Here is a 12345-nt window from a genome sequence, read left to right as displayed (position 1 = left end):
CTTACTAAAACGTTGAACAGGATCTATTTCGCATAGCTCATTTGACAATGCTTGTGCTGGACGCAGGCCGTTGTGTAGGTGTGAGCATAGGTACTACTAAAAAGCTAAGGCTGCTCAGTACCAGATTTATACCAAAGCCAACAGCATGCAGAAATGTAGCCACCACAACGCTTTCAGTTTCGGGAAGACCATAAAGCATCAAAACCCGGCTTACCAGAAAGTGATACGTTCCCAGGCCACCCTGAGTCGGTACTGCCAGTCCACCCAGAGAACTGACTGTTAAAATCGTCAAAGCCGCTGTGGGCGGCAAGGTGAGCGTCTGGGAAGTGGCAAAAAATAAAACGTAAGTCGTTAGAAAAGCCAGACCGTAGCTGAGGAGCGTTAATACAATAAATAATCCTGGTCGTTTTAATTGGCGAATCCCCATAAAGCCTTTGCCGATGTCACGGCTGATGGCTGATAAGCGAAGAATAAATGCGTGTTGCCGTAACGTAGTGCGCCAGAGAAGCCAGTAAACTACACCAGTCAGAAGACCAACAATTACCAGCGTACACAGGAAAAAAAATCCAGCGTTTTCGTTGGCCGTGATACGTATCCACAAGGGCGATAGAATACTGATAAGGTAACTACCTACCCGTTTGAACTCGAGCAGGAACGTCAGGCCAACCAGTGCCCCCAACATGATCAGGTCAATTACTCGTTCCGCCACCACGGAGCCAATTCCCTTCGCTATCGGGATGCCGTCGGTACGTTGTAAAGTACCACATCGAGTTAGTTCGCCCGCGCCGGGAATGATCATACTGGCCAGCGTTCCGGCCAGTAAAGCTACCGTAGTATGAAACAGAGCCGGATGGTAACCGAGTGCTTGCAGGGTAAGCTGCCAGCGGGCCGACCGGGAAATGTGGTAAATGCCTATGATAAGTCCTGCTACGGCCAGCCACCAATAATTAGCCTGACCGAACTGAGCGACCAGCGTTGCGAACGGTACCTCTTTGAGAACGTACCAAAGCAAGCCAATTGCCAGTAAGATCGGCAAGCCCTGCCGTACCAACCGTTTATTCATGTGGCCAAATTAGCTATTTTCGGAAACAGAATAAGCGGATTTTGGCAGACTGGCAGGGGATTAGTAAGTTTGACTACGCATCTACCGAAATTTAGTGCCATAAGCGTCCGTAACCTGACCCATGTCTAAGAAAAAGAAAAGTATCCCGCCTGCTGTTTCCAGTCCGGTTGTTAAGCCAATTGAACCTCAGCCTTCGTCCCCAACGCCAACTGCTCGTGTTGATTCGCCCAGACCAGGTGTTGAGCCCGACAAAGAACCAGCCTTTGAGTTAATTCGATTCGATAAGCGGGTGAAGTGGTTTCTTGGCATTTGCGTAGGCTTATTCTTGCTGTTGACGCTGGCAAAGATCAATTACTCGTCAATCGGTATGTGGAATACCGTCGTTCCGGATGGGTCGGATGCCCGGCGGGGTATTGTTTCGGGAAAGCCTCGTTCGATCCGAATTGATGAGTGGGGGGTGGTTACGCCCTTTATGATGTCGCAGGCGCATCAGAATTTTCCGCTGGAGAATTCGGCTATTGGCGGGGAGAAAGTCGCACTGGTTGGCTATTACCCGATTAAGCACTTCGTTTCAATTTTTCGCCCCAGCCACTGGGGGTTCTTTTTATTCGACATTGAGCACGGCTTTGCGTGGCACTGGAACTTCGTTATCTTTTTCAGTATCATTTCTACTACGTTACTCTTTCTGGTATTGACCCGCAACAATTTCTGGCTTTCCGTATTTGGGTCGGTTTGGTTGATTTTTTCGCCCGGTTTTGCTTGGTGGTCCTTCTTCTTGCTGACTCTGCAATTTGCCGGGACAGTCATGTTGCTGTCATCTATTTATGTGTTTTATGCCAGCAGTACTCGCACGATTCTCATTAGTGGACTGCTCTTTCTTTGGTCATTTGCCTCGTTTGCGCTTATTCTTTATCCGCCTTACCAGGTTATTCTCGGCTATCTGCTGCTGCTATTGCTGGTTGGCTTTGTCTGGCGGAATTATCGTAAAGAATTACTTTTCAACAAGCTCTGGCTTAAACTCGGTACGTTCGCCGTTGCGGGGATAGTATTGGGACTTGTTTTCTACCAGTTCTACGTTGATGCCAAATCAACCATCGACGTAATGAGTAACACCGTTTATCCGGGCAAACGTAGTGAAACGGGCGGGACTGGTTTCATTGCCAACTGGTTCTCGGAATATTATTCAGGATGGCTAATCGATAATGAGAATTTTCCGAAAAACTGGCTGAATGTCTGTGAGTTATCGCACTTCATTACGTTCACGCCAGTCATTGCTGTTTGCACGGTGCTGTACTTTATTCGTACGCGTCGGATTGATCCCTTGCTGACCATTCTACTGGGGTTTGTTCTGTTCACACTGGTCTATATTGAGATTGGCTTTCCAACGTTTCTGGCAAAAGCAACTTTGTTTGACCTCAGTCCAACGCGTCGGGCACAGGTACCGTTTGGCATCGCCAACGTAGTGCTGGCAGTATTATACCTGGATTACATGCGTCAACAGAATCTGAAGATAAAGGGCGGGTTATCGTTTGGATTAGTCGTGGGCGTAATTGGCTTCATGGTGTATGCCGCCTGGCTAAACCTGAACGATTCTGACGGTTTTTACAAAGCACACCAGTTGTTTATTCCGACGCTGTTTTTTATGGGTCTTAATTACCTGATGCTTCCGGTTTCTACGTTTCGGTATAAAGACGTAGTGATAGCGGGCGCACTTGTTTTTTTTACGATTCCTAACTTTAAAATTAATCCGGTTGGCAAAGGCATGTCGCCCATCACTGAAAATATGTTGTATCAGAAGGTGAGGGAGCTGCATTTACAGGAGCCGAATGCGCGATGGGTGGTCTTGGGAAGCCAGTATCTGACGTATATGGTTACCGCAACAGGCGTAAATCAACTCAGTGGCGTAAAAAATCAGCCGGATTTTAAAACGATGCGAGCGCTTGACCCTACGGCCAAACGCGACTCGGCTTATAACCGGTATGCCCATACGGTCTACAGTACGTATATCGACCCGGTTCATCCAGACACCGTGGTGATTCAGAATAACTTTGAAGATGCTTATCAGGTAGGCGTTGATCCCTGCTCGCCAAAACTGAGAAAACTTAACGTTCGCTACTTCATTTTCGATCATGCACCGCAACCCGTAGAAATTCGGTGCATGAAACAGGTAGCTAAACTAGGGGGGCTCGAAATATACCGTACGAATGACTGAGCGGGTTTTCATACTGATTCCGTCGTACAACGAAGAAAAGGTGATCCGTCAGACAATTCGGTCATTGGGGAACGCGTATGACATTGTGCTGATTGATGACGCATCAACGGACGACACAGAGAATGCCGTCCGGGATCTGCCTATTTATTATCTGCGCCACGAAATCAACTTAGGCCAGGGAGCCGCTCTGCAAACAGGCATGGAGTTTGCCCGCCAACAGGGAGCTGATATTGTCGTGCATTTCGATGCAGACGGGCAGCATAATCCCGATGATATTGACCGGTTTATTCAGGTATTGAAAACGCAGTCGGTCGATGTGGTGCTGGGGTCTCGTTTCCTACGTAAAGAGGATTTACTGGCCATTCCCCGGCTACGACGGATATTGTTACGGGTAGCTCGAATTGTCAATGGCTTACTTTCAGGGCTTTGGCTATCCGACGCACACAACGGATTTCGGGTAATGAACCGACGGGCGCTGGCAGGTATTCAGTTGAAAGAAAATCGGATGGCCCACGCTACGGAAATCTTAATGCAGATCCGGCGAAAGCAGCTACGTTACGTTGAACAGCCAACGCACATTATATACACGGAATACTCACAGGTAAAAGGCCAGCGCTGGCAAGGCGCTTTTGATATTCTGATCGATGTGTTTATCAATAAATACTTCCGCTAATGAACGCTGATTTACAACTGACATTGACCCCCATTCAGATCCTGCTGTCGGCTTTGTTGCTGATTGTAGCTGTTGCGTCGTTACGTCTGTTCCGCAACCGTATCTTATATCGGCTGTTCTTTATCGGGATTGTATTCGTCGGGATTCTGTTTGTAGCGGTTCCTATTCTGCCTGTTTATCTAGCTTCTCTGATCGGCGTTGGGCGGGGTGTCGATCTGGTTTTTTATTTACTGTTTACCGGGTTTTTACTCCTGATCGCTATTCTTTATCGGAGGCTCCTTCAGCACGACGTGATCATCACGCAGATTATTCGACAGAATGCCATTCGAAATCATCGACCACCCAGCCAAAAAGCTACGTAGTGTCTGATCAGGGATTCATATGCGCGTAAATGTCGCCAAAGCCGGTTTTAATAAAGGCGTCGGAACGTATCAGTTTCCTTAGCGCAGGCGCGTCCACGTACTCAGGTAAAGCAAACTGCATGGATTCGAGGGGGGAATAGTTGAAAACCGTGGTTGGACTAATGCTGACCAGGGCATCAATAACGCTGACCAGGTTGTCCATGTTTTCGGGGACTGCATACTCGAATGAAACAAAAGGGATAGGGTGCGAAAGGCCTTTGATTACGTTCAGTTCGAATCCTTCTACGTCAATTTTACAGAATTTAGGCAGCCCATATTCGCCAATCACCCGATCGAGCGTAGTGACAGGAACGTCAATGGTATCGTTCCATTTGTAACCTGCAAACCGATCATTTCCCATTTTCTGAATCCAGTCATTTGAGAATGTGGATAAAGTGGATGCATCGCTAATGTGCATGGGTAGGATGCCTTCTTCAGCACCCAAACCTTTGGATATAATGGTAATGGTTGCCCCAAACCGTTTTTTTAGTTGGTTAACGCAGGCAGGCTGTGGTTCAATCGCTACGACCCTGGCACCAGCCTGTAAAAAAGCAGCCGTTCGATTGCCCACATTTGCCCCTACGTCGAAGCATAAATCACCCGATTCGAGAATGGATGCGTAAAATTTACGGCGTCGGCCTGCCATTAACTGATCGTTTATTTTATGCCAGTACGGAGCGAGCAGTTTTTTTAAGGTCAGTAGCATGATTAAGCGATTACACTATTTTTAAGCACAACATCGGTTTTGATACGTATTGATGAGCTAAGCTCCATGTTTTACCAGTTCAAAAATGCCACAACCGTACGAACAACCAAAACTGGTTTTTGCTGCCTCAGACTGCCAATCGGCGTTTTTGACAAAACGCTCATCATCATCAATATAAGACACATTTTTAATGTGATAATCTTTTTCAAACAACCGAATCAGATAGGGTAGATCAAACACCCGGTGTGCGTTGTAAACAATTCCCTGCTGACCAATCGGCGTTGAGAAGTAAAAAGTCCCACCGGGTTTTAGGATTGCTCCGATGTTTGTAATGGCTTTCAAATGACCATCCACGTCAATCGGGTCACCATAGCGACCTAATCCAAAGTGTTCGATAACGTGTAGCGCAGAAATCGAGTCTGTATAGTGGAGTAGATCAGGGGGGAGCGCCATTAGGTCGGCCTGCCGGAACGTAACATTCTGAATCGCTTTATCCAGAGGACGTATATCGATGACCTCAATCGGACGGAAAGCCGCTACGTGCGCTACGAACCCATCTATACGAGAGCCTATATCAACGTGACGAACGGGTTGCTGTTGGAAAACTCGTTGGGCAACAAAGAGATCCTGTTGAAAATAATGTTTCGTCAGGTGACCACTCTGCTCGTATCGATCAAAGAGAGCCGGAAAATAGCCTTTAACCGGAAAATCCGTCCGTCCGTTCAACTGTTTCTTTAGTTCGACGTAGTCACTCACATACGAAGGGACAGCTTTGAGGCCATTCCAGACTATCTGAGAACCTAATGTGATCAATCTTCCAAGCATAAGGTTACGTATTCAACAGTTTACGAGCCTGATTCATAATTCTCATTAACAAATGCTCCGGCAAAATACGAATCCCCAGCGTAATCAACTGCATGGTCAATCGATGAGTCAACGGAGGACGATAGCCAAAATCGTCGACAAAGCTTTGCTTAATTCCCACATTTGTTAACCATTGACGCTTGAGGCCCGAAAAGGTCGTGTTGCTGTCATGAACGCGGTATTTCACTAAATACTCAGGGATGTTCGCCATCGTTAATCCAGCCTGCATGTGCAGAAAATGGCTATAATAATCGTTCAGAGCGGCAAAGCGAAGTGTGTAGAAGTCGTCGGTTATAACGTTATTCCGAAACATGATCGACGGATGGCCGATGCAATTGCGGTAATAAAATTCACGGACAATGTCGTCCGGATCAGTAGGGTAACGGCGTTTACCAATCACTTTACCCTGCGTATCAATCAGCGTTAGCCAACTGCCCACAAGAAAAATATCGGGATTTGTTTCCAGAAAATTTAGCTGTCGTTCTAACCGCTGTGGATAGGCAATGTCGTCAGCATCCAACTTCGCAATGTATTGACCGCGCGCTTGCTTATAGGCCGAATTACTGGCTTTTTCGCCCCCAAACCCCTGCGCAACGGAATTCGTCAAGATCCGAATGCGGGCATCCTGAGCGGCATACTGTTCGATAATACTGGCTGATGTGTCGGTTGAGCCATCATCAATGAGCAGAAATTCAAAATCACCATACGTTTGACTAAGGATACTCTCTATCGCTTCGGCCAGAAATCGCTCGCCGTTATGAACAGGCATGACGACCGATAGTTTAGGCGTAACTGGCATGGTGTTGATAGGCGAATAGTGGAAAGCAGTGTTGAGTTCAGAGACGAATCCAAGATTTAGGAATAAGATCGTCAATAGAACGGCCGTCACCAAACCACTGGTTCGGCGTAATCACAAGTTTATCAGAACTTGCCTGCGAGAGCCAGGCTGCCCACCAGCTAAACGTACTGTTGGCAGTAATATAATGCTTACAATACGTCATCAGCCGAAAATGGAGCGTTCCATTTCGCCCAGACAGCTCATCGGGTACAAAAACCGTCGGGTAAGGCAGTGATAAATTAGCCCGACACCAGGCAAGATCGTCAGAGAACACGAAAAAACGAGGATTTGTCACTCGTTGCCCAATCAACTGCACGGCTCGATCAATGTAATTTGGATTATTGGCCTGATGCAAAGGTAAGTGGAGAAAGTCTGAACGACGAATATGCAAACAAACCGACGTTGACTGGCTGATTTGATTGGCTAGAGATAAACAATTCTCCGGTAAAGGACTAGTAAACGTAAGGTCTGAGAGAAGGGTAGAGGCAATTGGCTCAACATAGCGATACGATTGCCAATAGCCATTCAGATAAATTCGTTTCGCTTGTTTTTCAGCAACGGCCGGATTATAAGCGTAGCCTCGCTCATAAACATACGTATAGCCCCGACTAATAAGTTGGGCAATCTGCAGTAAATGAGGCCAGGGCGAACGAATAGAAGATGATACTGGAAACAGGGCTAAATCAGAAGCTGTGGCTATACGACCCGTTATCGGAAAGATATCCAGCTCGAAAGAGCGAAACGTGAAATTGGAAACAGGAACCCGATTGTCGAGAATAGAGCAATCAAACAGAAGCGATGCATTCAGTTGCATGGATAGCCTTCTGCCCAGCGCGTATTGAAATAACTGGTTTCCTAACCCGCCTTTTAATTGCACAACCACCCGATTAGCCATTACAGTTTTTATGGGTAGTTGCTGGATGTAAATAGTTCATGCTACTATTCTGACGGCTGATTAACTAGTTGAAACGATCTTGTGTAGATGACTAGTACTTAAGATTCATTCTCTGACGTAGCCATATCTACCTTAGACGGTAGCTATCGTTTCGTAGTGGATTCCTTTGGTACCCGGTAAATCCCTTGCCTAATGGCGTCATTAAAAATAGCGTTGGCTAATGTAGTATCACCGTAAGGCAAAACAACGCGGGATGGATCTGTATAATACTGAGCCGCAAGCTCTTGCAGACGGACAGTGCGCTTCTCAATACTTCGTCGGTTTTCAGCATTACCACCGGATAAAAACACCAGAATCGCAAAGCCTGCGTAGGCTACCGTTACGCCTAGACGTAGCATCCGCTGGGTGATGACGTCAATAGCTAGTACGGCCTGGCTTGCATACAACATAACCACAACAATGCCGTATCGCGTGCTGAATGCCTGCTCAACGCCAAAACCCGATCGTGTAGCCATCAATGAGAAACAGGTCAGGTACAAAAAAATTAGTAGACCAACCAGGGGCAGATAATTAGCCAGACGGTGAGAATACCACAGATAGCCAACAAGAGCTATGGTAAGCAGGAGGGATGCGCCACCGAACAACATCGACAGAGTGGAATGATTGTGAATCATAGCTCCCATCAATGAAAACAGGTAGCGAATGGCGCGGTCAGAATGGTTAAATAATGAGTCAACAACGTCGGGATGATAAGGAGGCTGTCGGTATCCCCAAAAATATAATCCTACGGCTGTGATACCCACGGTCGCCCAGATTACCAGTCGTCGATAGGATTTTAGTAAGATAAGGATTGGTAGACCGGCCATAAAGCAGAATAGACCATTGCCGCTGGTAAACATAGCCAGTAAAGCCGCTGCGCATGCCATAGCGAACGACGCCCGACCTGGCTGACTCAGCTTGTATAGGCTGAACATAGCGAAAACGACCACATATAAATTTTGCAAGGCGGCCATCGCCCAGGTACTTAAGTCCCAGTATTTAAACAAAAACAGAGAGTAGGCTACGGGCAGTAAATAGAATAAGCGTTGTTGCCAGGGTATCGACTGAAGTGTGACGTTGAAGAAAAGCCAACTCAGCAATAGCATCGATACGTTACCAAATAAGATAAGATGCCGAAAATTTAGCTCGCCGAATAAATAGTAATCGGCCAGAAAAACCAGTCGGTCGAATACAATACGATGCTCGTTATACTGTGAAAATAAGAGCTTTATTTTTTCGAAGGCACTAAGATGGCCAAAGGCAAAGCTGGAAACGAACGAGAGCGCACTATTGAAATCGTCTTCGTAAGGAAAATTATAGGCATTCCTGAAGATGATAACGTAATAGTACACCATTGGAATCACCAGTAGCATTCCCCAAATAATAGGAAGAAACGTAGAACTACTCCGGTACCAGGTTAGCTTTTGAAGAGGAGCGGACGACGTTTCTCGGTTATTACTGATCATTGAAATAGCCTATTGGCCTGTAGCTACAAAACAACAATGAGGTTTTACGCAAATATCGGTAAATAAAATTTGCTAAAAGAATGACGATTATGTCGACGTATTATCATCTACACAAGCCAGCTAGCTGAACCTTCACCATAAAATAGTATTTTAGGGCGGATGCTTTTGTAATCAGCCGGTTTTTCTATTAACTCTTTAACTATCCGTTAATTCTTAGCAGACTACTGTGTAAATTTGTTTCTTATATCAGATATATCAGAGCTATTCTCAATGAAGTTGAGCCTTCAGTATCAGGAATCTTTCGAAGATCGCCATCATGGCCAGACCGACACGGCTCAGGCCGAAATGCTCCAGAAAGTTGGAGTAGCGTCCATCGACAAACTTATTGAACAAACTGTACCCAATGCTATTCGGCTAGAGAAACCGCTTAATCTGCCTGCACCTAAGACGGAAATGCAGTTTCTGACCGATTTTAAAAAGATAGCCAGCCAGAACAAAGTTTTTAAATCATACATCGGTACGGGCTATTATGATACCCAGACACCGAACGTTATTCTTCGCAATATCCTGGAAAACCCAGCCTGGTATACGGCCTATACGCCCTACCAGGCCGAGATTGCCCAGGGTCGTCTAGAGGCTTTGCTGAATTTTCAGACGGTTGTATCGGACCTAACCGGTATGGATCTGGCAAATGCCTCGCTACTGGATGAGGGAACGGCTGCGGCTGAAGCGATGCACATGCTGTACGCTATGCGTCCAGCGGCTAAGAAAAACGCCAGCACGTTTTTTGTATCGGAGCGATGCCATCCGCAAACAATCGACGTAGTACTGACGCGCGCAACGCCCCTGGATATTACGATTCTGGTTGGCGATCACCGTTCGGTTGATCTGACCAACGGCAATATTTTTGGTGTGCTGCTGCAATACCCAGCGTCTGATGGCGAAGTATTCGATTATACAGACCTGATTTCAGCGGCTCATGAACTGAACATTACCGTTGCTGTAGCGGCTGATTTGCTGGCCCTGACGATGCTAACCTCCCCTGGCGAAATGGGAGCTGACGTAGTGGTTGGGTCGTCGCAACGGCTGGGCGTACCCATGGGCTTCGGTGGACCGCATGCCGCTTTCTTCGCCACCCGCGATGCTTTTAAGCGACAAATTCCGGGACGTATCATTGGAGTATCGCAGGATGCTGAGGGGAAACCGGCTCTCCGAATGGCGCTGCAAACTCGTGAGCAGCACATTCGTCGTGAAAAAGCTACGTCCAACATCTGCACGGCACAGGTGCTATTGGCTGTTATGGCGGGCAGTTATGCCGTTTATCACGGACCAAAAGGTCTTCGCGCCATAGCTGAACAAGTTCACGCGCTAACGAAAGCCTTCGCTACGGCGTTACGCTGGAGCGCCCATGAGGTCAGTACTGAACAATATTTCGATACCGTTACGATTCGGGTAGAGGATACAGAGTCGCTGAAAAAATCGGCGCGGGCGGCCCAGGTCAATCTTCGGTATTTGCCCGATGGTGAGCACGTCAGTGTTTCTTTCGACGAAGCTAAAACGGTACATGACCTAACCGAACTGCTGACCGTGTTTGGCGTAAAAGCTGACATGGAAGCCATTCAGGACAGTCTGGAGCTTACCTGGCCGGAACAATTGATTCGTAAGTCTGAGTATCTGACCCATCCGGTATTTAATACGCATCATACGGAGCACGAAATGCTACGTTACCTGAAATCGCTGGAAGAAAAAGATCTGTCGCTGGTGCATTCCATGATTTCATTGGGTAGCTGTACCATGAAACTGAATGCTACGGCCGAAATGATTCCTGTTACGTGGCCAGAATTTGGGAAACTACACCCGTTTGCACCGAAAGAGCAAACGGCAGGCTATCAGCAGTTATTTGCTGAACTGAGTGCCTGGCTGTGTGAGATTACGGGCTTTGCAGCCATGTCGCTACAGCCAAACTCCGGCGCGCAGGGCGAATACGCGGGACTGATGGTTATTCGGGCGTATCACGAAAGCCGCGACGATCATCACCGCAACATCGCGCTGATTCCGCAGTCGGCTCACGGTACGAACCCCGCCAGCGCCGTGATGGCCGGTATGAAAGTGGTTATTGTGAAATGCGATGAGCGAGGCAACATCGACATAGCGGATCTGAAAGCGAAAGCCGAACAGTACAGCAAAGATCTGTCGTGCCTGATGGCTACGTATCCATCGACGCACGGCGTGTTTGAGGAAAGTATAAAGGAGATTTGTGCTATTATCCATCAGAACGGCGGACAGGTTTACATGGATGGGGCCAACATGAACGCCCAGGTAGGCTTGACGTCACCCGCCACCATCGGGGCCGATGTTTGTCACCTGAATCTGCATAAAACCTTCTGCATTCCCCACGGCGGAGGTGGACCCGGTATGGGACCAATCGGCGTAGCACCGCAGTTAGTGCCATTTTTGCCAGGTCACGTAGCAGAGAGCAGAGGGAGAAGGGCAGAGGGAGCTGGTGCCGTATCGGCGGCTCCGTACGGTTCGGCCAGCATTCTCACGATTTCTTATGCGTATATCGCAATGATGGGTGGTGAAGGATTGACCAATGCAACCAAGCGAGCTATCCTGAACGCAAATTATATCAAAGCCCGTCTGGAAGGTCACTACGAGACGCTGTACACCGGTACAAATGGCCGGTGCGCCCACGAAATGATTATTGACTGTCGACCGTTCAAAGCGGCAGCAGGTGTTGAGGTTGAAGACATTGCCAAACGCCTGATGGACTACGGCTTCCACGCGCCAACGGTTTCGTTCCCAGTAGCCGGTACGCTTATGATCGAGCCAACCGAGTCGGAGTCAAAAGCTGAACTCGATCGTTTCTGCGAAGCTATGCTTGCTATCCGCAACGAAATTCGGGAAATTGAAACGGGCGAAGCCGACCGGACCAGTAACGTATTGAAGCATGCGCCACACACAGCTACGGTTGCGTTGAGCGATAACTGGAGTCGGCCTTACAGTCGTGAAAAAGCCGTTTATCCATTACCACAAGTACGTGCGCGTAAGTTCTGGCCAAGCGTAAGCCGGATTGACTCGGCCTATGGCGACCGGAATCTGATTTGTGCCTGCATTCCCACGGAGGCTTACGAAACAGAGGTAACTGAAGAAGCAAACGTAGAGCAACAAGCCTAAATTGACGATAC

At 47.7% G+C, this 12345-nt stretch carries 10 protein-coding genes; 4 read left to right on the top strand and 6 right to left on the bottom strand.

Going from position 1 to position 12345, the window contains the following annotated elements:
- Positions 1-37: 37 nt before the first annotated feature.
- Entirely contained in the window at positions 38-1063 is a 1026-nt protein-coding gene (locus IC230_RS17780) for a lysylphosphatidylglycerol synthase transmembrane domain-containing protein (protein ID WP_191040386.1), read from the bottom strand.
- Positions 1064-1184: 121 nt separating this feature from the next.
- Here IC230_RS17780 and IC230_RS17775 point away from each other — a divergent pair, with 121 nt between their 5' ends.
- From IC230_RS17775 to IC230_RS17765, 3 genes are read left to right on the top strand one after another with little or no spacing between them, the layout of a single operon-like run.
- Positions 1185-3275: a DUF7657 domain-containing protein gene (locus IC230_RS17775; protein WP_191040385.1), complete on the top strand. Its 2091-nt coding sequence runs from the start codon at positions 1185-1187 to the stop codon at positions 3273-3275.
- Positions 3268-3948, top strand: a complete 681-nt coding sequence (locus IC230_RS17770) for a glycosyltransferase family 2 protein (protein WP_191040384.1) — start codon at positions 3268-3270, stop codon at positions 3946-3948. Before IC230_RS17775 ends, IC230_RS17770 begins: the two co-directional genes overlap by 8 nt.
- Positions 3948-4310: a DUF2304 domain-containing protein gene (locus IC230_RS17765; protein WP_191040383.1), complete on the top strand. Its 363-nt coding sequence runs from the start codon at positions 3948-3950 to the stop codon at positions 4308-4310. The genes IC230_RS17770 and IC230_RS17765 overlap by 1 nt, the downstream gene beginning before the upstream one ends.
- 7 nt (positions 4311-4317) lie before the next feature.
- Here IC230_RS17765 and IC230_RS17760 read toward each other — a convergent pair whose 3' ends face one another.
- From IC230_RS17760 to IC230_RS17740, 5 genes are all read right to left on the bottom strand, one after another.
- The gene (locus tag IC230_RS17760) at positions 4318-5055 is read right to left on the bottom strand and encodes an FkbM family methyltransferase (RefSeq protein WP_191040382.1); all 738 of its coding nucleotides are present in this window, start codon (positions 5053-5055) and stop codon (positions 4318-4320) included.
- Between the two features lie 57 nt (positions 5056-5112).
- Positions 5113-5880, bottom strand: a complete 768-nt coding sequence (locus IC230_RS17755) for a class I SAM-dependent methyltransferase (protein ID WP_191040381.1) — start codon at positions 5878-5880, stop codon at positions 5113-5115.
- Positions 5881-5884: 4 nt separating this feature from the next.
- On the bottom strand, positions 5885-6718 hold the full coding sequence (locus tag IC230_RS17750) for a glycosyltransferase family 2 protein (RefSeq protein ID WP_191040380.1): 834 nt from the start codon (positions 6716-6718) through the stop codon (positions 5885-5887).
- Positions 6719-6755: 37 nt separating this feature from the next.
- Positions 6756-7652, bottom strand: a complete 897-nt coding sequence (locus IC230_RS17745; RefSeq protein ID WP_191040379.1) for an alpha-1,2-fucosyltransferase — start codon at positions 7650-7652, stop codon at positions 6756-6758.
- Positions 7653-7795: 143 nt separating this feature from the next.
- Complete coding sequence (locus IC230_RS17740) at positions 7796-9157, bottom strand: hypothetical protein (RefSeq protein ID WP_191040378.1); 1362 nt, start codon at positions 9155-9157, stop codon at positions 7796-7798.
- A 270-nt stretch (positions 9158-9427) separates the two neighbouring features.
- Between IC230_RS17740 and gcvP the strand changes: the two genes are divergently transcribed.
- Positions 9428-12334 carry an aminomethyl-transferring glycine dehydrogenase gene (gene gcvP / locus IC230_RS17735; RefSeq protein WP_191040377.1) on the top strand — a complete coding sequence of 969 codons (2907 nt, stop codon included), beginning with the start codon at positions 9428-9430 and terminating at the stop codon, positions 12332-12334.
- Positions 12335-12345: the final 11 nt, after the last annotated feature.

Source organism: Spirosoma validum (assembly GCF_014699035.1).
In the GTDB taxonomy this organism is placed as follows: Bacteria; Bacteroidota; Bacteroidia; order Cytophagales; family Spirosomataceae; genus Spirosoma; species Spirosoma validum.
The sequence above is the reverse complement of the archived record's forward strand: the minus strand, read 5'-3'. Positions and strand labels throughout refer to the sequence as shown.

What these genes read in the sequence shown, in the direction of transcription:
- gcvP (WP_191040377.1), top strand. Translation starts at nt 9,428, where the DNA reads ATGAAGTTGAGCCTTCAGTATCAGGAATCTTTCGAAGATCGCCATCAT.
- IC230_RS17765 (WP_191040383.1), top strand. Translation starts at nt 3,948, where the DNA reads ATGAACGCTGATTTACAACTGACATTGACCCCCATTCAGATCCTGCTG.
- IC230_RS17745 (WP_191040379.1), bottom strand. Translation starts at nt 7,652, where the DNA reads ATGGCTAATCGGGTGGTTGTGCAATTAAAAGGCGGGTTAGGAAACCAG.
- IC230_RS17760 (WP_191040382.1), bottom strand. Translation starts at nt 5,055, where the DNA reads ATGCTACTGACCTTAAAAAAACTGCTCGCTCCGTACTGGCATAAAATA.
- IC230_RS17740 (WP_191040378.1), bottom strand. Translation starts at nt 9,157, where the DNA reads ATGATCAGTAATAACCGAGAAACGTCGTCCGCTCCTCTTCAAAAGCTA.
- IC230_RS17750 (WP_191040380.1), bottom strand. Translation starts at nt 6,718, where the DNA reads ATGCCAGTTACGCCTAAACTATCGGTCGTCATGCCTGTTCATAACGGC.
- IC230_RS17775 (WP_191040385.1), top strand. Translation starts at nt 1,185, where the DNA reads ATGTCTAAGAAAAAGAAAAGTATCCCGCCTGCTGTTTCCAGTCCGGTT.
- IC230_RS17755 (WP_191040381.1), bottom strand. Translation starts at nt 5,880, where the DNA reads ATGCTTGGAAGATTGATCACATTAGGTTCTCAGATAGTCTGGAATGGC.
- IC230_RS17770 (WP_191040384.1), top strand. Translation starts at nt 3,268, where the DNA reads ATGACTGAGCGGGTTTTCATACTGATTCCGTCGTACAACGAAGAAAAG.
- IC230_RS17780 (WP_191040386.1), bottom strand. Translation starts at nt 1,063, where the DNA reads ATGAATAAACGGTTGGTACGGCAGGGCTTGCCGATCTTACTGGCAATT.